This window comes from Acinetobacter sp. NIPH1876, from assembly GCF_022808535.1.
GTDB lineage: Bacteria > Pseudomonadota > Gammaproteobacteria > Pseudomonadales > Moraxellaceae > Acinetobacter > Acinetobacter higginsii.
Genome location: NZ_JALGBR010000001.1, coordinates 218872 through 243103 on the forward strand (window position 1 = coordinate 218872; position 24232 = coordinate 243103).

General features: G+C 37.3%; 20 protein-coding genes and 2 pseudogenes. 9 read left to right on the forward strand and 13 right to left on the reverse strand.

All coding sequences use genetic code 11. The features are described 5' to 3' along the window. Positions 1-99 precede the first annotated feature (99 nt). Positions 100-2274: pseudogene (locus MN869_RS20460) on the forward strand (TonB-dependent receptor); the annotation flags it as partial. A gap of 46 nt (positions 2275-2320) precedes the next feature. Here the strand turns inward: MN869_RS20460 and MN869_RS01055 are convergent. After that, positions 2321-3019, reverse strand: coding sequence for an NAD(P)H-dependent oxidoreductase (locus MN869_RS01055; protein ID WP_033134504.1), 699 nt, complete (start codon positions 3017-3019; stop codon positions 2321-2323). Positions 3020-3148: 129 nt separating this feature from the next. Between MN869_RS01055 and MN869_RS01060 the strand changes: the two genes are divergently transcribed. Continuing rightward, positions 3149-4174, forward strand: a complete 1026-nt coding sequence (locus tag MN869_RS01060) for a helix-turn-helix domain-containing protein (RefSeq protein ID WP_033134505.1) — start codon at positions 3149-3151, stop codon at positions 4172-4174. A 3-nt stretch (positions 4175-4177) separates the two neighbouring features. Here the strand turns inward: MN869_RS01060 and MN869_RS01065 are convergent, their stop codons facing one another. From MN869_RS01065 to MN869_RS01095, 7 genes and pseudogenes are all read right to left on the reverse strand, one after another. Further along, positions 4178-5122: a phosphatidate cytidylyltransferase gene (locus MN869_RS01065; RefSeq protein ID WP_243306794.1), complete on the reverse strand. Its 945-nt coding sequence runs from the start codon at positions 5120-5122 to the stop codon at positions 4178-4180. Continuing rightward, positions 5119-5769 (reverse strand): lysophospholipid acyltransferase family protein, encoded by a 651-nt coding sequence (locus MN869_RS01070; protein WP_004807180.1) that lies wholly within the window; start codon positions 5767-5769, stop codon positions 5119-5121. The genes MN869_RS01065 and MN869_RS01070 overlap by 4 nt, the downstream gene beginning before the upstream one ends. A 7-nt stretch (positions 5770-5776) precedes the next feature. Then, a complete protein-coding gene (locus tag MN869_RS01075; protein WP_033134507.1) occupies positions 5777-6199 on the reverse strand; it encodes a hypothetical protein in 423 nt (140 codons plus the stop codon). Between the two features lie 123 nt (positions 6200-6322). After that, a pseudogene (locus tag MN869_RS01080) lies at positions 6323-7177 on the reverse strand (phosphatase); the annotation flags it as partial. A 13-nt stretch (positions 7178-7190) separates the two neighbouring features. Continuing rightward, positions 7191-8939 (reverse strand): bifunctional alpha/beta hydrolase/class I SAM-dependent methyltransferase, encoded by a 1749-nt coding sequence (locus MN869_RS01085; RefSeq protein ID WP_033134509.1) that lies wholly within the window; start codon positions 8937-8939, stop codon positions 7191-7193. Positions 8940-8949: 10 nt separating this feature from the next. Next, complete coding sequence (locus tag MN869_RS01090; RefSeq protein ID WP_033134510.1) at positions 8950-9585, reverse strand: CDP-alcohol phosphatidyltransferase family protein; 636 nt, start codon at positions 9583-9585, stop codon at positions 8950-8952. Positions 9586-9826: 241 nt separating this feature from the next. Beyond that, the gene (locus MN869_RS01095) at positions 9827-10858 is read right to left on the reverse strand and encodes an AraC family transcriptional regulator (protein ID WP_033132758.1); all 1032 of its coding nucleotides are present in this window, start codon (positions 10856-10858) and stop codon (positions 9827-9829) included. Positions 10859-11174: 316 nt separating this feature from the next. Here MN869_RS01095 and MN869_RS01100 point away from each other — a divergent pair, with 316 nt between their 5' ends. The 3 genes from MN869_RS01100 to MN869_RS01110 all read left to right on the forward strand — a co-directional run bounded on the left by MN869_RS01100 (position 11175) and on the right by MN869_RS01110 (position 14572). Beyond that, complete coding sequence (locus MN869_RS01100; RefSeq protein WP_005203595.1) at positions 11175-11672, forward strand: DUF2505 family protein; 498 nt, start codon at positions 11175-11177, stop codon at positions 11670-11672. A gap of 105 nt (positions 11673-11777) precedes the next feature. Then, on the forward strand, positions 11778-13046 hold the full coding sequence (locus MN869_RS01105) for an NADH:flavin oxidoreductase (protein ID WP_005203597.1): 1269 nt from the start codon (positions 11778-11780) through the stop codon (positions 13044-13046). A 227-nt stretch (positions 13047-13273) separates the two neighbouring features. Further along, positions 13274-14572, forward strand: a complete 1299-nt coding sequence (locus tag MN869_RS01110) for an NADH:flavin oxidoreductase (RefSeq protein WP_033132759.1) — start codon at positions 13274-13276, stop codon at positions 14570-14572. A gap of 164 nt (positions 14573-14736) precedes the next feature. Here the strand turns inward: MN869_RS01110 and MN869_RS01115 are convergent, their stop codons facing one another. Continuing rightward, entirely contained in the window at positions 14737-15630 is an 894-nt protein-coding gene (locus tag MN869_RS01115; protein WP_004653458.1) for a LysR family transcriptional regulator, read from the reverse strand. Positions 15631-15964: 334 nt separating this feature from the next. Continuing rightward, entirely contained in the window at positions 15965-17146 is a 1182-nt protein-coding gene (locus MN869_RS01120) for an MFS transporter (protein ID WP_033132760.1), read from the reverse strand. A 335-nt stretch (positions 17147-17481) separates the two neighbouring features. On the opposite strand from MN869_RS01120, the gene MN869_RS01125 reads away from it, so the two are divergent. Next, positions 17482-18546: an alpha/beta hydrolase gene (locus MN869_RS01125; protein WP_033132761.1), complete on the forward strand. Its 1065-nt coding sequence runs from the start codon at positions 17482-17484 to the stop codon at positions 18544-18546. 720 nt (positions 18547-19266) lie between these two features. Beyond that, the gene (locus MN869_RS01130; RefSeq protein WP_003651786.1) at positions 19267-19503 is read left to right on the forward strand and encodes a VF530 family protein; all 237 of its coding nucleotides are present in this window, start codon (positions 19267-19269) and stop codon (positions 19501-19503) included. Between the two features lie 206 nt (positions 19504-19709). Here the strand turns inward: MN869_RS01130 and MN869_RS01135 are convergent, their stop codons facing one another. After that, the gene (locus MN869_RS01135) at positions 19710-20576 is read right to left on the reverse strand and encodes a LysR family transcriptional regulator (RefSeq protein ID WP_033132762.1); all 867 of its coding nucleotides are present in this window, start codon (positions 20574-20576) and stop codon (positions 19710-19712) included. Between the two features lie 123 nt (positions 20577-20699). On the opposite strand from MN869_RS01135, the gene MN869_RS01140 reads away from it, so the two are divergent. Next, entirely contained in the window at positions 20700-21635 is a 936-nt protein-coding gene (locus MN869_RS01140) for an amidohydrolase family protein (RefSeq protein ID WP_033132763.1), read from the forward strand. A 170-nt stretch (positions 21636-21805) separates the two neighbouring features. Here the strand turns inward: MN869_RS01140 and MN869_RS01145 are convergent, their stop codons facing one another. Further along, positions 21806-22147 (reverse strand): hypothetical protein, encoded by a 342-nt coding sequence (locus tag MN869_RS01145; protein WP_033132764.1) that lies wholly within the window; start codon positions 22145-22147, stop codon positions 21806-21808. A gap of 333 nt (positions 22148-22480) precedes the next feature. Here MN869_RS01145 and MN869_RS01150 point away from each other — a divergent pair, with 333 nt between their 5' ends. Then, the gene (locus MN869_RS01150; RefSeq protein ID WP_033132765.1) at positions 22481-23182 is read left to right on the forward strand and encodes an SDR family oxidoreductase; all 702 of its coding nucleotides are present in this window, start codon (positions 22481-22483) and stop codon (positions 23180-23182) included. Positions 23183-23258: 76 nt separating this feature from the next. On the opposite strand, the gene MN869_RS01155 is transcribed toward MN869_RS01150, so the two are convergent. Next, the gene (locus tag MN869_RS01155; RefSeq protein ID WP_033132766.1) at positions 23259-24143 is read right to left on the reverse strand and encodes a LysR substrate-binding domain-containing protein; all 885 of its coding nucleotides are present in this window, start codon (positions 24141-24143) and stop codon (positions 23259-23261) included. Positions 24144-24232 lie beyond the last annotated feature (89 nt).

Sequence of the window (24232 nt, forward strand, 5' to 3'; positions counted from 1 at the left end):
ATTGAAAATGAAAATCATTACTCAGTGTGGATCTTCCAATGAAATTTAAAAAGCAAACATTAGCAATACTCATACACTGTTTTTGTATCAGTGGGGCTTAATGGGGATGTGTTTTCCGATATTGCAGGTGTACAGGTCAACAGCTTACGTAATGAGGCAGGTGCAATAGATATTGGAATCCGTGGCATGCAGGGTGAAGGGCGTGTTCCAGTGATCATTGACGGTAGTTTACAGTCCAGTCATACCTTCCGAGGTTATCAGGGCGAGAGTGACCGTACTTATATCGATATGGATTTGATCAGCCAAATCGAGGTTGAAAAAGGTGCATCTCGGGCTAAGTTTAGCGTAGGTGGAATTGGAGGGATTGTAAAAATGCGAACCCTAAGTGCCAATGATATTTTATTGCCAAATCAAAATGCCGGTGTCATGCTCAAAGGAAGCTTTTATAACAATAACAGAACACCACAAACCTCAGACAATGAAAAGGAGCAAATGTCTTATTTGCTGCACAATAAAATTTCATCTAACAATTTTCAAAATGGTGCTGGCACATTGGCACTGGCTTATCGGAACGATATGTTTGACTTAGTCGCTGCTTATAGTAAGCGAGAAGTTGGTAATTACTATGCTGGAAAACATGGCATTGAGTATTACGAAAAGCGGGATATTGTCGATGTTGGTCCAGGTCAAGAGGTGGTGAATACCAGTTATCAAAGTGATTCAGGCATTATTAAAGCTGGAATGAATATCACTGATGAACATCGTGTCGAAGTAAATTTACGTCGTCATGTCCAAAAAGCGGGTGAAGTCATGGCTTTTTATTGGAATCGATCTAAAGTGATTGACCCTAACTCACCACCATATGGATATATCGATGACGAGTATGTTGAGCCTAAATATATAGAAGGTGCTTATACCATGCCGCAGTGGTCTTTAGGTTCAGCAGCCGTTAATGCATTCAGTACCAGTTATACTTATAAGCCGAAACATAACTCTTTGGTAGATCTCGAATTAGGTGTTTGGCATACCAACGCTAAATATCGCCAGCACAATGGCATGATTGGGATGAAGAATTCCAGTTATGGAGATCAATACTGGGGGAGTTTCCAAGATTATCGTAGTGGTCTGAATCTAGAAAATACCAGTAAATTTGATCAGGTCACATTGAATTATGGCTTAACCTACGATGAACAGCGTATGAAGCCGCGCCATCTAGTTGATCATGAAATTGCACGGGATGGATTACGCAAAGAGTCCTCAGTTTTCCTCAATGGCGACTATGTTTTTAATGACTTTAGTTTAAGTTTAGGGAGTAAATGGCATAAAGCCAAAGTGGAAGACTATGGTGATCAGTATCGACCAATGACACCTGTGGCGCATTCAGATTTAAATAACAAGGGTTATGCTGTACGTGACTTTGGAGGAAATATCGATTGGATGTCCCAACTCAACTATAAGTTATGGGACGGTATTGATCTTTATGGAAAACTCTCCAATACACATCGTAGCCCAAGTCTGTTTGAATCAACTGTTTCAGGTCAAACCTTTAGTTATGATCCAGACCTGCCGGTTAAACCTGAAAATTCACGTCTTATTGAGTTAGGATTTATCGGTGAGCGTGACAACGTGTTTGCTCAAGATGACCATTTGAAATTTAACCTGAATTATTTCCGTAATCAGACGAAAGATTTTCTGACACAGGGCGTGCAAAGAAAGGATATTCCGAACCCAATTACACCTGACTTTATTCTTCCCTATACAAGCTCTTATACATTCGTCAATTACAATCAAGTTGTAATGAAGGGCTTGGAGTTTGATCTTTCCTATAATCATCCGAGTTTCTTTGCCAGTTTGAATGGAACCTTGTATCAAGCACCTAAAGTCTGTCCTGCAAATAAATCAGAGTGTAATGAAGTGGGTGATTCTTGGAGTCTGATTTCTACCCGTCTGCCACCGCGAAAGATTTTTAATATTACGGTAGGCAAAAACCTATTTGAAAATAAACTTGTGGTCGGTGCTCGTGCTAAGTACCACTCGGAAAAGACAAACCCTAAAGGTTGGTTGGCCGGTACAGGTGTAAGTGGACGAGCTGTGACTGAAATTTCTTCTGAAACTTTAATTGATCTGTTTGCAAGCTATAAGTGGAGTCCAAATGTTGCCTTGTCATTTAATGTCGATAACTTAACAAATCGCTATAACTTTGATCCTGGTACGGTAATTGGTATGCCGATCCCAGGACGTACCATCAAAGCAGGCATTGAAATGAAGTTCTAACAGATAAAACGATAAGGTTCTTAGTCTAGAGCCTTATCGTTTTTTATTACAGTGGATTCATTCTATCGTCAAAATTTTCCAGTAACGGGAATGCTAAGGCTTGTAAATCATCTATGTTTTGCAAGTAATGTTCGAAATCAATCACAATCTTTTGTCTATCTTGTTGGCTGATATAAGGCACATGATAAGCAATAAATGGAGGCAGTACCTCAAAGCCGACATAGGCAAGTGTGCCACGTTGCAACGATGATAAATAATGCTCTATCGGCCCATGTACAGAACCTTCACCAAACATATGTTCACGGCCACCGAGTGTTAAACATAACATGGCTTTTTTTCCTGTCATACCACCATGGTTATAAAAACGTTTGCCGCCGTAAAAGAGACCAGAGACAAATACACGGTCAATCCAACCCTTTAAAATGGCTGGTACAGAGGTCCAATACAAAGGAAAGCTAAAAATAACCAGATCAGCACGTTGAACTTTTTCAATTTCCGCTTGAATATCTGCTGAAAATTGCTGCTGTTTAAATGCATGACGCTGTTCCAAAGCATAATTAAAATAATCCGGTTGGTTCAGGCTGCCAAAATCATCTTTAGAAGCAACAGGGTTAAAGTTCATTTCATAGAGATCGGAAACCTCGACAGTATGACCTTGCTGTTCAAAGGTTTGCTGTGCTGTATTCTTAAGCGCAGAGGTAAATGACTGCTGTTCAGGATGTGCATGAACGATCAAAATATGCATGATTTCACCAGTTTAAAATCTGAGTTTTTTGATAGAGCTACTATGCTTAAACCGAGAAAGATGTCATAGTTCATTAACCGCCAATATTTACCATTTTACGCCAAATTTTCACTGTTTCATGGAGACTGCATGAATCCAGAATTACCCGGTACTTATGTCAATCTATTAGTAGATGTCATACAAAAATGGAATGTATCTTCAGAACAACTTTTGTCTGGAACAGGGATTTCTGCACATACTTTAAATGCGCCGTTTTGGTATGTAGATTTCGATATCTTCAATCATTTATTGGATAAAGCAGCTTTACTGACGCATGAACCTGCGATTAGTCTTTATCTTGCAGAGGAAATGCGAGTCTCTTGCTATGGTCATGTCGGCATTGCTGCAACTGCTTCTGAAACATTAGGTGATGCAATCAAGATTCTAGAGCAATTTATTGGCTTACATTGTTCTGTGTTTAAACCTAAATTAAAGATAGAAGGTGACTTGGCTTATTTGTATTTCAACCAACCTTCGCAAAAATTCAAGTTAAATCGACATGGAATGATGTTTTTGATCTTGGGTTTTTCACAAATTTTGGAAAATTTAGCCCAAAATAAACTTGGAATCCTCTTTAAGTTCCAACAAGACAAACCAGATTTTTATAAGAACACTCAAAAATTCAATCATTCAAATATCAGTTTTGAGTGTGAAAAAGATTGTTTAAGCTTCCATAAGGCATTGCTATCACTTCCACTAAAAACTGCAGATGCATTATTAGCTCGGCTCAGCAAACAACAATGTGAGCAAGATGCTGATAAGCTTGCGCTGAAAAGGGATCAAAAAAATCGCTTGGATTCACAGGTCAAAGCCTTGCTATATGATGAAGATGTTGGCTTCTTATCGCTGAAACAGGTTGCTGAAAAACTCCATCTCTCGGAGCGTACCCTACAGCGACAGTTAAGCAATAAACAAACGTCTTTCCAGAGTCTTGTGGCCGAAGTACGCAGGAATCAGGCGGAGCAGTTATTAAAACAGCCCAAGCTTTCGATTGAGCAAATTGCAGAGCGTTTAGGCTATGCCGATATTTCCCATTTTTCACGGGCATTTAAAAAGTGGACCAATGTAACGCCTAAGTTTTTCCGTGAAGTCAGCATTGGTCGACTTTCTTCATAGAGATTAGCTCCACCAATATCGAAGGATATGGAAAAAAATTGGCGCAGAGAAACAGATCGAGTCGATACGATCTAACATACCGCCGTGACCTTGAATAAGCTGTCCCCAATCTTTCACGCCACGATCGCGTTTGATCGCAGACATGACCAGTCCACCAAAGAAACCAAAAATACAAACAATCAAGCCAATCAGAGCCGCTTGCCAGTAATTAAATGGGGTTAGGGATGACATTAATACACCGAGTGCGGTTGCGAGAACAATACCGCCAATCAGTCCTTCTACGGTTTTTGATGGGGAAAGCGTAGGGGCTACTTTATGCTTTCCAAAAAGTTTGCCGCATACATATTGCAGCACATCCGAGGCTTGCACCACCATAATTAGCCAAATCGCCAACCAAATTTTTTCCCCTTTAAATTGGGGTAAATCCAGATTTAACAGGGCTGGGACATGTGAGATACAGAACACACTCACCATAAGCCCCCATTGGATTTTGGCACTGCGTTCCAAGAAGTGTGTGGTATCTTCCAGCTTTAAACTGGCGATGGGGATGAGCAAGAACACATACAGCGGAATGAAAATCGAAAACAACCCATACCAATTGGTATAGACCAAATAGTATTGATAGGGAATAACAAAGTAGAACGCAATCAGCAATGGCAGATAGTCGCCACGCCGTGTTGGTAGTAAACTAATAAATTCACGTAATGCAAAAAATGAAATAAGGCCAAACAAGACAATAAAAGCAGTTTTTCCCAATAGAATGGCGGCTGCCAAGACTATTAGCATGATCCACCACGCATTGATACGCGCATTCAGGTTATCAATAACAGGAGAAGGGGTTGCAACTGCCTTTTGTTTGAGGATAAAGCCAATACTTGAGGCAATAATCAAAATGACTGCAAAGATGCCAAACAATAGATAAGTTTGTTGTAGGTTGTCTAAACTCATTGGTTCTCGGCCTCTTTTAATTTCAATAATTGCTGCTGAGCATGCTGCAAGAATTGATCTTTGCCCGTGAGTTGATCAAGTGCTAAGGGTTCACCAAAGATGACCGTCGAGAGTAGAGGCAAGGGGATAAATGCGCCTTTAGGCATGACTCGTTTTAAATTAGAAATCCAAACTGGCACAACTTCAACGTCAGGGAATTGTTGGCTGAGATGATAAAGACCACTTTTAAATTGCAGCATTTCGACATCATCATTTAAATTACGTGTCCCTTCAGGGAAGAAAATAATGGAATAGCCTTCTGCCAAGACATCTTTTACTGGCTGTAATGGATCTTGCTGATCACTACGGTTACGTTGAATGGTAACACCTGAAAAAGTATCTTGAATCAAAAAGCGTCTAAGTCCATCTTTAAGCCAATAATCTGATGCTGCAATTGGTCGTGTTTTGCGACGGATGTGAGTGGGTAAAGAAGACCATAATAAAATGAAATCAATATGGCTATTATGGTTGGCATAATAGATCCGTTGCTTAAGTTCAGGTTCACAGCCGACCCATAAACTTCGTGCGCCAGTTAACAAGCGTGCACCACGACGGGTAAGAAATGCGATAAAACGAGCAACGGATTGCGTAATTATATTCTTTTTCATTCAACCTTCATCTATGCGCTAATTTATAAAAAAGTACAATAAATACAGAATACTGTATTAAGACAATGACGATCTGTATTTTTAACAGTCTTAAACAGCCTTTGAAGCGTATCGACCAATCACGACCCGTTTTACTAGATGGAATCAACTTTAAATTTAACAATGATTGATCCAATTGCTGAGTAAGACTTTCTACGTCCTCAGGTTGGTCAACCATATGCTGTAACAGGCCACGATCAAATTCAATCCGAATAAATAGATAATGGTGAATCGCCAGTAGCCCAGTAACAAGTAAAAGAGGAATCAATATTTGCATTTTCGAAAATAAAGATAAGGTAATGATTGATAAAACAAAGGCTAAATATCCTGACTTTAAAATACTCTGACTTTGCTTGAGCAATTGGCTCACTACGACAAAATTCATTCTCATAGCTGCTTCTCCTGAGTGAGCAGCTGTTGGAAATGTTTAATTTCAGCAATATGTGTCTCACTCAAAACGATCCAAGGTCGTGACTTTTGAATCAAGCCAACAGCTTCCTCTGAGGTATTCACATAACCATGCAGCGACAGTCAATTGACCGTTCTCTTGCTTTTGGAAAAAATGTGGTCTAACCAAAAAGTATGCTAAAGCGACTAAGAAAAGACTGATCGCTGGATATAACATCCATAGCCACGTACCTTTGAATAAAAATGCGGGGGTTATACAAACTAAGGCTCCAATCAAATAAAAACACCCTAATTTTAAATGTTTGCTCGTCAATTGTTGTAAGCCATTTTTTTGATAAGGTGCTTTAACCGTGAGTGGAAATAGCCATAAACAGAATGCACCAACCAATAGCCCCAAAGGAATATCAATAAAGTGATGTTGCCATGTGGTTAAGACAGAGAGTCCTATCAGAAAAGACCACAGATTTACCAGCCAACGGTAGTTTGCTTTGATATGCCGACGGTAAAAATCCCAGAGAATGACTAATAAAACAATGTGTAATGAAGGTGCTTGATTAAAGGGTTTATCAAAACCCATCAATACATCAAACCATAATCCAAAGAAACCATGTAATTCAGCACGTTCAAAACTGAATTTTAACGGAAAGATTAAAAAACAACTGATCGAAATAATCTGGGCTGCAAATAGCCTAAGCGAATGTTGTTTTAATTCAAATCTATTCCAACATAACAATAACGACAAACCATAAAAAAGGTCAATCGACCAATACGGCACAATGGTCCATGCCCAAAGCGGGATATGATGTTCCCAAGCAAACACTATACTTGGAACATTGCTGAGGCTGGATGCATATTGATTTGCAAAACCATAGGTTAAAAAGAAAAAGGGCGCTAAAAGGACTAGGCAGAGTAGTCCCCATTTCCAAGTACCTGGTTGACGATCTAGAATATTATTTTGCATACAAAGTCTTTATTTAAATTTTTTGAGCAACCGAAACTGTAAAAATTCCAAATTCATCAATACATTGGTCCACTTTTTTAAAGCCTGCTTGTTCAACAAGTGCATCCATTTCGGCTTGCGAGCGTAACCGCATCACCCAAGCATCACCTTGACGATGTGAGGTAAGCGCACGTGCAATAAACTCTTGTTGTGGATGCCAAATTTGTCCCGTGTAAATCAGGAAGCCACCTTGTAGCATCGCTTGATGAATACCAGAGAGTGATTGTCTTAATAAATCGTTATCGCTAAATAGTTCATAAAGCCCGGAAACAATGACTAAATTTGGTTTTGGTTTAACTTTGGCTAGTGATGCTGTATCAAAGGCATCACCTAATTCAAACTGAGCAATGTTTTCAAGATTTCTTTGCTGAATTAATGCAGAACCAGAATCAACATTTAATTGACTATAATCTCTTAAGAGCACTGATTTTGGTGGTGTTGCAAGTTCACTTACAGCATCTAGAATATAACGGCCATGACCCGCTGCAATATCAAGGATGCGAACATCTTTTCGTTGCTTGGTCAGTGCTTTCGCATATTTTGCCAATAACTGCTCAATATGTTGTTTACGCACACGAATTCCACGCCAACCAATCGCATTTAAATATTGCTGATCGATAATATTTCCAAGAATATTTTTACTTTCACCCTGATTTCGATAAACAAAATCTAAAGTGCTGCCTGAGTCATAACCCGTATCTTCACCAATTTTTAAGCCATGTGAGAATTTACTACCGAGCTTTAAATTACGTTTGGTTAAATTCCAGAATAGATTTTTGATGGAAGAAGCGGGAAGTGGGCTACTCAGTTGTTCAGCCGTCGCACAACTTGTACCAATTTTATCGGCATTGAGTACATCTGGTGCCTGATAATCTTCAGCAAAGCTTTGTAAGATAAAACGACGGATTTTTTCGATTGCAATATAGCGGTCTTTTTCACCTAAAGTATCGTGATAAAAACCATCTAGTACATGGAACTCTTTTCGTGGATGAGGAAGCTTTGCATAAAACTGCTGTTGTGGTTTTCGAAATACCACAAAGTCCGACCCAGAACTTAAAACTTGAGTAGGAACAAAGATATTTTGTGCATCATTGACGATACGTTCAGATGCTGCATATAAGCCCAAAAGCATTCGTACAGAAATGGCTTTGGCAATTTGAGGATCTGTATCATAAGTTTTCGCGCGTTCAGCATCATGTGTCAGCATATTGGCTTTTACATAACTGGTAATAAAGAAATTACCTTTGAGTTTGCTTAAAACAGTTAAACCTGCTTTTGCAAATGGGACATAAAGTTTGATATCAAACGCGGGTGAAGCTAAGCATAAGGCTCTGATTTTTGGTGCATAATCATGTACCCATGTGGCTGCTAAAACTGCGCCAACGCTTTGACCAATGACGGCGATATTGGTTGATACGATGTTATATGTCGATTCAATATGTTGTACAAAATATTGAATATCTTTCACACATGCAGAGAAACTTGGTGCATCGCCACGTAAACCTGGTGATTGGCCATGCCCACGAGCATCCCATGCAAAGAAATCAAATTCTGGTAGATTGAGTTCATTGACCAAATGTGCCATACGTCCAGAGTGTTCATGACCACGATGAAATAAGATAATTGCTTTTTTTGTCTCTTTTTCTGTAGCTGCTGGCCAATGTTGATAGGCTAATTGGGTATCATCATGACTGGTAAATACATGTTTTTGTGAGCTTTTCATCTAATTTTCCTTAAAGTTGAATACTATTTTTAATACGGTTATAAATTGTCAAAACCAATAGCGTTGCAATAAGAACAAGCAGCCCATTGCAGAAGTAAATTATTGAATTTGTGTAATTATTTTCTATTAAATAAGGGCTGAAACTGACACATAAAGCAATTAAACTAAACCAAAATGCACGATCACTTTTACCCATAGGACCATCATAACGGCGTTCCTGACCAATTAATGGCGCCATAACACCAGCATATTCACTCAGAATCGCTAGAAAGACAACTAAACCCAACAGGAATGGGTTGATGAAAGCTAAACCTAAAAAACATAGATAAAGCGCTGAATCGGAGATGACATCACAGATTTCATTTAAATATGCGCCAAGTTTTGATTGTTGATTAAATTCACGCGCGAGCATGCCATCAATTGCATTAAAACCCATGCGAACCAACATCCATATAGGAAAGAATAAAAATAGGATTAAAGGTTGTTGGTAAAGATGCAGACTGTAAAGTGCAATTGCTAAAGCGACAGAGATTAACATTGCTAAAAGCGTAACTTGATTCGCTGTAATCTTTTTAGAGTAAAGCCATTGTACAAATGGGCGAAGTAAATTCTGAAATGCTGGTTTTAACTGATAAATCGAAGGCATTTTTATTGATATATGCATATTTATATAGTGAATAGCATTGTGTGTAACTTTCTAATGTATGTCAACAGACATTGGGATAGCTGGAAAATGGTAATTACATTAGTTGCTAAGCATCATATTATTGATAATTAAATTATTTCGCATAATGTATATTATGTTAAATAAATAACACCTAGCATTTTGTTCATTAATATTGATATAGACTAGATTTATGATAACTTCTCGCCAAGGATAATTAATATTATTCTCTAAACTTAATTTTCATCTCATCTCTTACTTGCTGTGGAGTTTTACCAGACCATTCTTTGAAAGCTCTAGTAAATGGACTATGCTCTGCATAACCTAACAACAATGCTATTTCTACAATTTGTAATCGTTGATCTCTTAGATAAGATTTTGCCAACTCATATCGTACAAGATTTAACTCCTTTCTAAAGGTCGTTCCCGCCTCTTTTAAACGTCTTTGAAAAGTCCGACGTGAGTAATTTAGTATTTCTATAAGTTGTTTTACATCAGGCTCACCTTGAGGTATCAAGTAAGCGATTTGCTTTCGAACTTGTTCAATAATTTCTTCATTATGTGGCAAACTTGCAAGTAAAGTGTCCGCATGCTTCTCTAGTATCGCAACTAAAGTCGCATCAGAGTTTTTAAGTGGTATAGTTAGCATTTCCATATCAAAGCGCATAAGCGGTACAGGCTGTTCAAATAAAACAGGACACCCAAAATAATCTTCATATGGCTTAATATCTGTTGGTTGCTTATGAATAAAATGGACAGCTTTTAATTTATCTTGACCCTCTATTAGATTACGACAAAACTGGATTATCACGGCCCAACCAGTTTCATCAGATAAGCTATTGACTTGGTAATCTTGAACCTCCCATGAAATTTCTACATAGTCAGTATGCATCTGGACAGATGCGGGAACAACATCATATAAAAGACGGTGGTAACGTTCAAAACGCTCTAAGACTGCTCCAAGATTTTCACAAGCTAGAAAAACAGAACCTAAAATTCCAAGATGTTGTGCTGTAATCGTTTGACCAACATGTAAACCTATTAAAGGATCATTCAGATATTCCCTTGCAATAACAAGCAACTCTTCCCAATGATCAACATCTATCCCACCTAAGCCGCTTGAATCGGCTACAGGCCAAGGTTCGCCAAGAATTTTTTCTGCATCATGACCTTGTGCCTCAAGATATTGAAACAATAATCGAACATATGTTTCGGGAATCTTTCTACTATGTAACGGCTTATTCAATCCAATAATCTCGTTTCATTCCAATATGGCACAAAGTATCAAATAGTTTTCTTTGAGGTGTCAAGTAAGTGTAAATCAATAAATACTACAGACTATTTTTGTTGAAATATAAAAACCCTAGTATATTAAATTTTAATAAATCAATTATTTAAAATTATCATTTATAAAACCGTAAAAATAATTGATTCCTAAAAGCTTTACTCATTTTTATATTTTGGCGCAAAGTATCAATTCTTTGGCATTTCCCATCAAGCCTTATAACTTAATTTCATTGATGATGTTGTGTATGAACAGTACGTCTACCCAGCCTTAAAGGAGTTAGGAAATGGCACATCGCTTTACGGTAAAACAGGAGTTAGTACCCTGCACATGGGCAGAGGCCCAAAAAATACTGTCAAATCAAAAGTTTCATCTAAGTGTCTGCTCAAAAGTACCGTGTGAAAATTTAGAGATACTCAATAAAGAATTTACTGGTTCAAAATATTACCTTAAACGGTCCCAAAATCTAGATGTAAATATCCCAGAAATGGCAAGAAAGTTCTTAAATGGAGCATTCAAACTTGTTCGCGAAGATCATTGGGATATTGAGCATTTAGTCTGCAAATCCACTTTTCAAATGAATATGCCAAGTAGTTTTAATAACCAAGCACGTTATTCAATAGAAAATGGAAAATTGACAATCACTATTGACTGGGAAGTTAAAGTGAATGTCCCCTTAATTGGCAACATGCTTGCAAAGCATGCTGAGTCTGAAATTCGACGTTTTAGTGATATTGAATTGAAAATTGTATGTGATGAAATTAAAAGCCATGCATATATATGATTAATTTAAATATTTCCAATCTTCAGAAATAGTGTAACTCATTAATCTGTTGGCACTGCTATTTCTGGGTAATTAGAACGATCATATTTTAAGGAAGTCAAAGAAATGTCTTCAAATTTTATATTAGAAAATCCAATTTACTTTGGGTCTCTGAAAGTTTCAGGACGAGTATTTAAAACAGCAACTCATGAGACTCTAGCCACTGACGAAGGATTTATGACTGATGAAATATTAGAATTTTATCGACCTATGGCGGAGTCTAAATTACCTTTAATCATTACAGGAAATATTTTTGTTTCTTGGCAAGGAAAATCTGGTGGTAAACAGTTAGCTTTAGATCATGATGATAAAATTTTGGGGATGAAGAAACTAGCTGATATGTGCCACCTATATGGAACAAAGCTAATCGCTCAGATCAATCACGGTGGATCTCAAATGCGTTCACCTGCTGAAGGTATCACTGATTATCCCGTTACATCTACTGGTCGTTTACACCCTACTTTATTGGGAATTTCTCGCTCCTTAAAACTAGAAGAATTTCCTGATTTAATTAAGTCTTATGCAGATGCCGCAGAAAGAGCTCAAAAAGCAGGTTGCGATGGGGTACAGATTCAAATGGCTCATGGTTATTTGATTAGTCAGTTTCTGACGCCAGGTACTAATCGAAGGAAAGATAAGTATGGTGGGAATGCTGAAAAACGCATGAATCTAGCTTTAGAAATATATAGAGCTGTTCGGGAAAGAGTTGGCCCTAATTATCCAATTATTGCGAAGCTAAACGGATGCGATGATCGTCCAGGCGGAGTTAAAGTTGAAGATCAAATCATGTTGGCGAAGCAACTTGAAAATGAGGGTTTAGATGCAATTGAAATTACTCGAGGACATTTTTCCACAATCCCAAGTACATTGTCTGGAAAATGGTCTGGTTTTATAAAAAGACAAACTCAGGTCGGCATGGCTTCCACATTCCCATTATGGCAGCGTTTGTTTATGCGTGTTATTGCAATATTTTTTGAACCATTTCTCAACCATAATTACCCTGCCCGCCAAGGCTTTAATGTGAGCTACGCTGAGGAGTTTAAAAAGGCGCTCACAATTCCTGTATTTAGTTGCGGTGGATTTAATGACAAAGCTTCAATGGAAAATGCTGTTCGAGAAAAACGAATAGATGCAATTTCTATAGGACGTGGTTTGATCGCAAATCCTTATTTATTCCATCATCTATATCATCCGATTCCACAGGCCCCAGTTTGTGATTATTGTAATTTATGTATTGGAAGTGCTGGTGGTCAATTAGGTGTAGGTTGCTTCAACCCTAAAGTGCAACCAGATCGTGATCGCATGCTTAAAGCTAGAATATTCCATTCAAGTTAATGTATTTCAATCATCCAGAAGGATACTCTAATCCTCACTCTAACTTCTTTGTTCTGAGGATTAGATACCTCAGGGATGTAAATATGTTTTATTTCAAAGAATTATAGATTTTCTAAAAGTTAAAATTGAATCAAAGTTAAGTTTTTGAGCGTAAAGATCGATAGAAATAGAAACCCTCAAATAACATTTAGATTCAGTCAACTGAAAACAAATAGTGATAATTTTCTATGACACAATTCAATGATAAGCCCCGTGAAAAACAAATAGAACAGCTTTTATATCAACCTTTGACGATTGGTAAAATGATTGTTTCTGGACGTGTTTTTAAATCTGCAACAAGTGAAACAAGAGCTACAGCCGAAGGATTTGTTACAGATGAGTTAATAGACTTCTATCTCCCTATGGCAAAAGCAAAGACCCCTTTAATTTTTACTGGAAATCTTTGTATTTCTAAGCAAGGTCATTCAGCAGGAAAACAGGCAAGCATTGATGCAGATAATAAAATCGCAGGTTTAAAAACTTGGGTAGATGCTATCCATTCACAAGGTCAAACAACGAAGTTAATTGCACAACTGAATCATGGCGGCCGTCAAGTAGTCAGACCAAATGATGCAGATAATCCTGTGGTATCTGCATCAAACGTAATGGAACAATCATTAGGTACAAAACCTCGTGCTTTACAACTCAATGAAATTCCAAAAATCATTGATGATTTTGTTCGAGCTGCGATTAGGGCGAAAATGGCGGGTTTTGATGGTATTCAATTGCATTTTGCTCATGGTTATTTGATCAGCCAATTCTTAGCACCTTACACCAACCGACGAAATGATTTATATGGTGGCAATCTAGATAATAGAATGAGATTACCCTTACAGATTGTTAAAGCCATTCGTCAGTGTGTTAGAGATGATTTTCCGATTTTGGCTAAAGTAAATGGTACAGATGCTCTCGCTTTTCGACGAGGCGCAACCACTGATGAGTTAGTGACTTTTGCAGTTGCTCTACAAAATGAGGGAGTTGATGCGATTGAGATCAGTCGAGCTCATTATGAGTCTGTCCCACCCATGTTGTCTGGTTCTTATCATGGGTTCTTAAAAACAAATATAGAGCATGGTTCGGGAATGGGTTTTTCATCTACTCGGAAGAAAATAGCCTTGTCCATGTCTCCGATGATTGAAAGCTTTCTCACTTGGTCAGCTCCAAAAGGTGAAGGTTATAACATGCCCTATGTAAAACACTTTAAACACGCACTGAATATACCTGTGATTGCAAGTGGTGGGTTTGTCTCAAGAGAGGTAATGGAAAATGCTTTAATTAATGGACATAGTGATGCTATATCGTGTGCCCGTGCATTTATCGCAGATCCTTATCTTTACCATAACTTATATCATTCAGAGCTTGATTATCCAATTTGCCAGTATTGCAATAAATGTATTGCTCGTTTAGGGGGAATGGCGGTGGATTGCTATGAACCAGAAATGTCAAATAAACGTCAGATAATGCTAGACACAGATATTCTTTTTTAATGTATGAATCTTTTAGTTCATGAACTTGGTTTTTAGTTTTTATAACTTTATACCTCTAAAATGCACTTTTATATTTGCTTCAGTTAAATAAGTTTTCCTCAAGGTCTCATTTCGTAAAGAAATAACAAGAACTCCCATAAGCTTAATGTGCCACAAACAATGATTTAATTTATTCTTAATGTGTCAATAACAAGTTTCAAAGCTGGTGACTGCTGTCTACGATGAGGATAATACAAATGAAATCCTGGGTATGCTATTGCATACTCATCCAATACTTTTATTAATTGCCCTTGTAATAAATTGTCCTGAATGAGCTCTTCAGGAATGTAAGCAATGCCTTCTCCAGCTAATACTGCATCAGCAATAAGCTCAGAATCATTAAAGACCCATTGCCCAGAAACTTTAATTTTAGTTTCAATGCCTTCAACCAAGAATTCCCATTGATATAATCCACCTTGAGTAGACAATCGATAGCCAATACAGTTGTGTTGAATCAAATCTTGAGGTTTTTCTGGGATGCCCTTTAGTACAAGGTATTCAGGCGATGCCACAACAACCATTCTGACATCTGAACTAATCCGAACAGCAATCATTCCTTCCGCTACCCGACTACCAAAACGGACACCTGCATCAAAACGTTCCGCTACAATATCAACCATGCCATTATTTGCTGTTAGCTCAATATTGATATCTGGATAAAGCTGCGTTAATTGCTTTAATTTAGGTAATAGCACATAACGGATAGCATGATGACTTGCATTTATTCTTACATTTCCCGCTGGTGTATCTCTTAGTTTCGACAGTAATGATAATTCATTATCTATATGATCAAAACTCGCTCCAATCGTCTGTCTTAGCTTGTCACCAGCCTCTGTTGGAGAAACGCTACGTGTCGTCCGAGTGAGCAACAACATCCCTAAACGCTCTTCCAGTCCACGAATGGTATGGCTCAAAGCAGACTGGGAAACACCTAGCTTACCTGCTGCTTTAGTAAAACTACCTTCACGAGTCACCATCAGAAAGGCATATAGATCATTATAGTTCTCTTTTGTAATCATATAGATCCTCTATGGTTCAGTAATTTAAGCGTTAATATTGAAATAATACCACTTAGAAACGTATGATTTATTAATCCTATTCATGACTCTATCCCCTTTTAGCTCTTTGCTCATACATTTTCGTATTTCTATAATCTGTTATGCTTCGGACAAATAATTGAAGTTAAAAATAAAAAATCTATGATTCTTAAAAACTATAAGAGATTTGAACATGGCATATTCCCTCACCACGTTCATTATTAAAAGAAATATATAAGCTCTAATCTAACATTCTGCTCGTGACAATGCTTATTTCTTTATTCATATTCGTTTATGAATATTCGACTCAATTGGATTACTTTGTCGTCAAACGAGATATCAAAATAGAAGAAATAACCAAAATAAGTGCACTGGCTACAAAAGTTATCTGGTAACCACTATGGTCAAATAAAACTCCACCCAGTGTTGAACCTAAAGCAATTGCAAGTTGAATCACCGCCACCATTAACCCACCACCTGCTTCTGCATCATTGGGTAAGGTACGTGCTAACCATCCCCACCATCCTACAGGTGCTGCTGTTGCTAAGCCCCCCCATAAACAAAGTAATACTGCAACTACCATCGTCCAAGTTCCAAAAAATACGAGTGACAATGCGATAACAGCCATCATAATAGGAATAACGATCAAAGTTGCATAAAAACGACGTTTCAAGAACGTATTAATTACGGCAGTACCAATAAATCCCATTACCCCAATCCCCAGTAAAATAAGTGACAGGGTCGAAATATCAACCCGAGTTATGGTTTCTAAAAATGGTCGCACATAGGTATAAAGAGAAAACTGTCCCATGAAAAATAAACTGATCGCTAACATACCCATCATAACGACTGGATTACGCAATAACCCCAAAATGGATGATTGCTTTTCTGTTTGACGCGAAGTAGCTGGCATTGAGGGCAAACTCAACCATTGCCAAATAAAAGCGATGATAGCTACAGGAACTAAGCATAAAAATGCACCTCGCCAACCGATGATTGAGCCGAGATAACTTCCTAAAGGAGCAGCAATCACCATTGCCAATGCATTACCGCTGTTAAAAATTGCTAATGCTTTAGGTACTTGTGAGCTCGGCACTAATCGCATTGCCATTGCGGCTGACATCGACCAAAAACCACCAATGACCAAACCAATCAACGCCCGACCTAGCATATAAACTATATAATTTTGGGCTAGTGCCACGATTGCACCTGAAATTGCCATAATAGCCGTTAAAACTAACAAAAGTGTTTTACGATTCATATCTCCTGCTAAGCGAGAAATCGTCAAACTTGTTATGACAGCAAAAGCACCTGAAATTGCAATTCCTTGTCCAGCCAAACCCTCAGTAACATTCAGATCTGTTGCAATCGGTGTCAGTAAACTCACTGGCATAAACTCTGATGCAATCAAGGCAAAAACACATAAGGTCATTGCAAAAACCCCGCTCCAGTAGGCAGGAGCTTCTACGAGGCTTTCTTTTTCTTCAGGGTTAAGCATTGACTATCTCTACTCGAAATTGGAGTAGCAATTATAAAAATAAGGATCAACTGGAATAAGTAGCTTAAGCCGAATAGAGTTATGTATATAATTCATGAATCATAAAAGTATAAACATCGTATTTTTCGCAGTTCTTAGCACTTACACTTTTAAAAAATCAAATAATTTTTATTTAAACACATTATTTTCAACCACTTAAAATTTATGCCCTCTAATTAATGAATATTATTCATAAGTCTATGCTGTTTTTTTAGGCTAATACTTCTCTGAAAGAATAGATAAACTCATTTCAATCCCTAAATTCATGAATCATCTTTTTACAGGAAGCAGGAATCATGCAATCACATATAAAGAAATTTCGTAATGCGACTCTAACAGCAACCCTTATTGCCACAATAGGCTTATTTTCTTCAACTTCAACAATGGCGGCAGATATGCCAAAAGATGCAGATAACTTTTATCAAAGTAGTCAGGTCACGATTCAAAAAGTTACGTTCAAAAATCAATACAACATGAATGTTGTCGGTAATTTAGTGATTCCTAAAAATTTAAATAAGAATACTAAAGCTCCTGCAATTATTGTGGGACATCCAATGGGAGCGGTGAAAGAACAAAGCTCAATGCTTTATGCACAGAAATTGGCAGAGCAAGGCTTTATAACTTTAGCAATTGATTTACCTTTCTGGGGCGAAAGTGAGGGACAACCTCGCAACTTAGTTGCCCCCGAACTCTATACAGAAGCCTTTAATGCTGCGGTAGATTATTTAGGTAGTCAAACTTTTATTGATCGTAATCGTATTGGTGTATTAGGTATTTGTGGTAGCGGTAGCTTTGCAATCAGTGCAGCAAAACTTGATCCTCGTTTAAAAGCTATTGCTACTGTTGCCATGTATGATATGGGGGCTGTAACACGTAACGGTTTAAATCACTCGCAGACGCTTGAGCAGCGTAAAAAAATGCTAGAAACAGCAGCAGAACAACGTTATTCAGAGTTTCAAGGTAAAGGAAAACAATGGATAAACTATTTACCTAAAACAGTCGATGCCAATAGCGACCCTATTGTAAGTGAATTTCATAACTTTTATCGAACACCGCGCGGAGCAGCTATTCCTAAAGGTCAAACTTTGGAGCAAACTCAAAATAGAGCTTTAACAAGTGAAGTTAGATTTGTGAACTTCTATCCATTTAATGACATAGAAACCATCTCACCTCGTCCAATGCTATTTATTACTGGCGATCAGGCACATTCCAAAGAGTTCAGTGAAGATGCCTATAAACGTGCTGGTGAACCTAAAGAGCTATATTACGTCAAGGGTGCCGGACACGTTGATCTTTATGACCGAGTTGATTTAATTCCTTTCGATAAACTAACTGATTTCTTTACTAAAAACTTAAAGTAATTTTATAATTTAGCCAAGTTGAGCAGACTAAAATCGACTTGGCTTTTTTAATTGAAAGCCCATATTATTGCCCAACCATGATGAGAACGAAATATAAAGTAAGCCTTATTCTGATTGCATTAGGCAGGTTTTTACCATCTGTACTACTTTATATCTTCCCCAATTTGGACACTTTGAATAGCCACTGATTTTGTAGACACCTTTTAATTAGAGGTGGACTGCAACCACTCTCCTAGACATATTTTGTCTATTCTTAAGACCTTTTTAGTAGGAAAATATGCATTCATAGCTAGGTTCATGAACCAAATATTTTATAAGCTATTATTTTAATACTCTAAGTAATTAATTTAATTACTTATTAAAAATAAATTTGATTGTGAATTAGATTCTAGGTGAACATAAGTCAACTAGAATATCTACGACTGTAGCCTGAGCAGCACTGCTGCGCAAGTCACTGTTTGTAGCTACAGCTCAGTAACGTGAATCCCAACGATCATAATTCATGTTGATGACTTCGAGTTCTCATTCCATAAATGCCAGAAAATTTTTACAAGTCGGCTGCCTATAATCTCCCAAGTGAATGTCTCCTGCTATTTCAGCACACATCAATAGGAAGTTAAGCTGTAATTTTTTATGTTAATTACGCTTAAATGCTAACCCTCTCATTTTTCAACGAGCTCAGGTTATAATGATGCTCTCCCCAAATATAGTTGATCTATTATGAACGCCTCCAATGACCCTCTACACGGCAAAAAACTTGCTGACATTTTGGATGAGTTATTGGATTATTACGGTGGCTTTGAAGGCCTAAGTCGTAAAATTGAAATTAGATGTTTTTGCATAGATCCAAGTGTTAAGTCATCGTTGCGATTCTTACGTACCACACCATGGGCACGTGAAAAAGTAGAAAGCTTATATTTGTATGTCTTACGCCAAAAAGCCAAACAGAAATCGTAGCTATCAAGTCGACTTGGCTATTAGTCAAGTCTGAGTTGCTATGGTGTCAATGTCTGTATATATGAGGCAAATATCGTCTATCGTTTCCTGCATAAATTGCAGCTATAATGTTAAATGGCTTGCACCTGATAATTTGTAAAAAATGCATTTGAATAATCAACCAGTTTTTATTAAATAAAGCTGGGTTGGTTTTCTCAAGAAATAAACTAAGCAAAATTTAAGATTACAAAGTCAATGAAACTTTTAAGTTTTGGCGTAATGTGTTTATCTCTCTGATATACCAAATAAAATGGCTTCTCCGGAATAGAGTGGTCTGGTAATAACTTTATTAAGCTTCCATTTTTTAAGTCATCTTCAACTAATTTGTGAGCCTGTAAAATAATGCCTAAACCAGATCTTGCTGCTAACAATAATGCATCACCATTATCTATAGTTAATGGACCTGAAACTAAAATAGATTCTTTGTTTCCATCTACATCATAGAAAACCCATGGTTTTTTTAAAGTTTGAGGTGTAAATGCAATGCAAGGAGCTTTTATCAAATCTTTTGGATTTTTTATTTCACCAATTTTTTCTATTAGACTCGGAGAAGCACATAATACCATTTCTCGTTTTTTCAAAGCCCTAGCTATTAGAGTACTATCAGCTAAGTCCCCTGTTCTAAAAACAATATCAAATCCATCTTCAACAATATCTACATATTTATTTGATAAAGAAAGCTCAATTGATACTTCAGGATTTTGAGAAAGATATTCTGGTAAAACTGGTGTTAATGCATGTACTCCAAATAGTACAGGTGCACTTATACGTAAATTCCCCTTAGGGACTTGCCGATTATCTGCTACTTGAGATTCAGTTTGATGTAAATCAGATAAAATACGCTTAGCATTTTCATAATAATTTAAACCAATATCTGTAAGGCTTTGACTTCTTGTTGTTCTATTTAATAACTTAACGCCTAAATGCTTTTCAAGTGCAAAAACATATTTCCCCACAAGCTGAGGAGACATATTTAAAGCATCTCCAGCCGCTGAAAAAGAGCCTAGCTCAACTGACCGAACAAATACGGTCATACTCCGAAATATATCCATTAGAAAATTTTTGTTTAAACTGATTATCCATTTCAATAATTTATCACATCAGATCATGGTTTTATACTTAAAACACCAAGATAAAGAACAGAGTGTAATTAAGAAATGAAAAACTTTAATCGTATTGATGTACATCAACATCTTATTCCATCTTTTTGGAAGAATGCACTTATTAAACAAGGCGGTGATCCATCAGGTTGGCGTATTCCTGACTGGTCTCCAGAATCTGCTTTAAAATTTATGGATGACAATGATATTCAAACAGGTGTGCTATCTCTTTCAGCTCCAAGTGTTATGAGTTGGGAAGGTAAAGAAGCTTCAGATATGGGGCGTCATGTTAATGAGTATATTGCAGAACTTGTTCAAAAAAATCCATCACGTTTTGGTCATTTTATTACTGTACCATTACCAGATATTGATGCTTCTCTTAATGAAATTAAATATGGATTTGATGAACTGAACGCTGATGGTGTTGTATTATTTTCCAATTATCATGGCTTATATCTAGGTGATGAAAGTTTAGAACCTATTTGGAAAGAACTAGATTCCCGACATGCAGTTGTTTTCATACATCCATCCAAATCTATTGATCCGTTAACGGGTTTACCAAGCCCTTTAATTGATTATCCATTTGATACGACCCGTACTGCAGTGCATATGGTAGTAAATGGTATTTTACGTAAATACAGAAATGTTAAAGTAATTTTATCACATGCTGGCGGCTTTTTACCCTTCATTGCAAACCGAGTGGCAGAGCTTTATCCTACTCTCAATGCATCAGTGACAAAGAATGAGATTTTAGATGATTTACGTCAATTCTACTTTGATACAGCATTATCAAGCGGACATGTTGCTATACAAACCTTGTTAAGCTTCGCACAACAAGACCACATTTTGTATGGCAGTGATTTCCCTCATGCATCAGTACCTGTAAGTTCATCTTTTGCGCGTGATCTTGATTCATATCCAAATTATCAAGATACTCAACAAGCAGATATAAATCGTGAAAATGCATTAAAGCTATTTAAACGATTACGTTAACTCTACTAAAAAATATCTAGGATCAATATAATTGTCAGTGGTTGTATTGGTCCTTTTTTTAACTTACCTATTAAAAGAATATTCTAATTAAATTACAGTGTTTTTGCATGCATCTTTAATGCAGCAGCTTATTCTAAGTATCATAAGTACTGGTCTACGTGGCACTAACTTCAATGTACTTTTATGTTTGCTTCAGTTAAATAAGCTTTCTTCGAGGTCTTGTTCCATAAACAAAGCTCTTGACCTGTTTTGTTTTTCATATGTGCTTGAGGATATTTTCCTACAATCAGGAGTGCCGAATATCCAACACGATCATCAAACAGCATAACATTGCTCGCTGTCTTGGCATTTTTAAGTTGACTCGCTTTTATACAAGCCGTTTTTATTTCCTGATCATGTTTGTTCCATGCCTGCTCAGAACTTGCAAAAGTTATGCTGCTCATTACGGCAGAACTTGCAAAAAAACCTAAAATAGCAAGATATTTTAATAACATATGATGTTTTAATGCCATGATCATTGTCCTGAAAATTCGAGTGTCTAAATCTATACTGGAACAATCTCATAAGAGAATCTAGCAATTTATACATGTTGTAACAGCACCTATTCAGGATTACACATAGTCATAGTCTGTGTGGCTTGAGCTTGTTTAAATGAAATACAATCCTGTCGATTTAGCATGAAAAATACCTAAAAAGCTTTCTATATCTTTTACGGATCAAGCCTGTAGATTTTCTACTGGCTTTAACGAAAATTTATCGTTTGCTCAGCACACTGTTGAACTTTAATATTATTTTAAAATTAGTTAACTCTTTCATATTCCGAATGACATTAAGAGGTAAAAATCATGACTGAGAAAGTCGCTATTGTTACGGCTGCAGGAAGTGGTATGGGCGCAGCTGTTGCAAAAAAACTAGCAGCAGATGGATACAAAGTTGCAATTCTATCTTCATCAGGCAAAGGTGAAATCCTTGCGAATCAACTGAATGGCCTAGGTGTTACTGGATCTAATCAATCAATAGATGATATACAACGCCTTATTGATGAAACGCTTGCTCGTTGGGGACGTATAGATGTTTTAGTCAACAGTGCTGGACATGGTCCGCGCAAAGGAATTTTAGAATTAACAGATCAAGATTGGCATGATGGTATAGATACTTATTTTCTCAATGCTGTACGCCCTATTCGTTTAGTGATTCCGATTATGCAACAACAAAAACACGGCGTGATTGTTAATATTTCCAGTGCGTGGACATTTGAGCCTAGTTCACTATTTCCAACGTCTGCCGTTGCCCGTTCTGGATTAGCAGCTTTTACTAAGATTTGTGCAGACACATATGCTGTTGATAATATTCGTATTAATAATGTTTTACCTGGGTGGATTGATAGCCTGCCAAAAACAGATGAACGCACTCACAGTGTTCCAATGAAACGATATGGTTCAACAGAAGAGATAGCAGCGACAGTTGCTTTTCTTGCGTCAGATGGTGCGGCTTATATCACAGGACAAAATATCCGTGTAGATGGTGGTTTAACTCGTTCTGTATAATGACTTTTAATCAAAATTTGAAGGGATAAATTATCCCTTCAAGATTAGAACTGACCAAACAATCATAAATAATTATCTATTTTAATTTTTGCTTCGTACCTAAATATTCGATACACCACTGCCAAATTTTATCGACTGTGCTATTGCAATGTGAGGTTTTTTTTCTGACAAGATAATAACTTGGTTCCATAGTTTTTGTATCCGAAGTTACTTGTACGAGTTTTCCTGATTGAATATCAGCATCCACAAATGCTCGGCATGCTAAAGCAACCCCTTGCCCAGACAAAGCAGCATCTAATGCTAGCGTAGTTTGATTAAAGACTGCTCCAGATAATTTCGTATTCGTGTTCAGAAAATTTGGCCAATGATCATGGGCATCGTGTAGTAGAGGCATGTTGATCAACTGTTCAAGTTTCAAAGGAAGGGCTAAATTCTGAATAAAATCAGGACTTGCTACCGCAATAAGCTCTTGATGAAACAATAATCGTGTTTCTAGATTTTCTGGAAATGATTTCTGGGTGAGCCTTATCGCGATATCAACCTGATCACGATCGAAGTCTGACACAACCTCAGTTGCAAGCGTGCATAAATTGATATCAGGCAGTACTGCATGTAAATCACCTAATCGAGGGATTAACATTTTGGTCGCAATCGTTGGTGTCACACTTATAGTTACACGATCTGGCTGCTCTAATAGTGATTCTGTTGACTCAGTCAGAATATCAAAGGCACGAGTTATATCGACCAAATACTTTGTTCCTTCAGGCGTCAAGGATAGTCCCCGAGGAAGCCGTTGAAATAAAATAACCTTTAGATGATCTTCTAATGCTCGAACCTGCTGAGCGATTGCACCTTGAGTCACTCCCAACTCATCAGCAGCAGCGCGAAAACTTAACTTTCGGCCCGCTGTTTCAAATGCACGTAAAGCATTTAAAGATGGAAGTTTTCTACGTGATACCATAAACACATAAGCAAGTAGTTTTTCTACACTCTAATTTTTTTGTGAATTGGATACAAGCCATTAGATTATTTTTAATAAATAAGAGCGTT

Bases quoted from the DNA above. Each gene is read 5' to 3' on its own strand.
- MN869_RS01150 (WP_033132765.1), top strand. From the start codon at position 22,481: ATGACTGAGAAAGTCGCTATTGTTACGGCTGCAGGAAGTGGTATGGGC.
- MN869_RS01125 (WP_033132761.1), top strand. From the start codon at position 17,482: ATGCAATCACATATAAAGAAATTTCGTAATGCGACTCTAACAGCAACC.
- MN869_RS01115 (WP_004653458.1), bottom strand. From the start codon at position 15,630: ATGATTACAAAAGAGAACTATAATGATCTATATGCCTTTCTGATGGTG.
- MN869_RS01120 (WP_033132760.1), bottom strand. From the start codon at position 17,146: ATGCTTAACCCTGAAGAAAAAGAAAGCCTCGTAGAAGCTCCTGCCTAC.
- MN869_RS01090 (WP_033134510.1), bottom strand. From the start codon at position 9,585: ATGCCTTCGATTTATCAGTTAAAACCAGCATTTCAGAATTTACTTCGC.
- MN869_RS01075 (WP_033134507.1), bottom strand. From the start codon at position 6,199: ATGAGAATGAATTTTGTCGTAGTGAGCCAATTGCTCAAGCAAAGTCAG.
- MN869_RS01135 (WP_033132762.1), bottom strand. From the start codon at position 20,576: ATGACCGTATTTGTTCGGTCAGTTGAGCTAGGCTCTTTTTCAGCGGCT.
- MN869_RS01155 (WP_033132766.1), bottom strand. From the start codon at position 24,143: ATGGTATCACGTAGAAAACTTCCATCTTTAAATGCTTTACGTGCATTT.
- MN869_RS01110 (WP_033132759.1), top strand. From the start codon at position 13,274: ATGACACAATTCAATGATAAGCCCCGTGAAAAACAAATAGAACAGCTT.
- MN869_RS01145 (WP_033132764.1), bottom strand. From the start codon at position 22,147: ATGGCATTAAAACATCATATGTTATTAAAATATCTTGCTATTTTAGGT.
- MN869_RS01065 (WP_243306794.1), bottom strand. From the start codon at position 5,122: ATGAGTTTAGACAACCTACAACAAACTTATCTATTGTTTGGCATCTTT.
- MN869_RS01140 (WP_033132763.1), top strand. From the start codon at position 20,700: ATGAAAAACTTTAATCGTATTGATGTACATCAACATCTTATTCCATCT.
- MN869_RS01130 (WP_003651786.1), top strand. From the start codon at position 19,267: ATGAACGCCTCCAATGACCCTCTACACGGCAAAAAACTTGCTGACATT.
- MN869_RS01070 (WP_004807180.1), bottom strand. From the start codon at position 5,769: ATGAAAAAGAATATAATTACGCAATCCGTTGCTCGTTTTATCGCATTT.
- MN869_RS01060 (WP_033134505.1), top strand. From the start codon at position 3,149: ATGAATCCAGAATTACCCGGTACTTATGTCAATCTATTAGTAGATGTC.
- MN869_RS01085 (WP_033134509.1), bottom strand. From the start codon at position 8,939: ATGAAAAGCTCACAAAAACATGTATTTACCAGTCATGATGATACCCAA.
- MN869_RS01100 (WP_005203595.1), top strand. From the start codon at position 11,175: ATGGCACATCGCTTTACGGTAAAACAGGAGTTAGTACCCTGCACATGG.
- MN869_RS01105 (WP_005203597.1), top strand. From the start codon at position 11,778: ATGTCTTCAAATTTTATATTAGAAAATCCAATTTACTTTGGGTCTCTG.
- MN869_RS01055 (WP_033134504.1), bottom strand. From the start codon at position 3,019: ATGCATATTTTGATCGTTCATGCACATCCTGAACAGCAGTCATTTACC.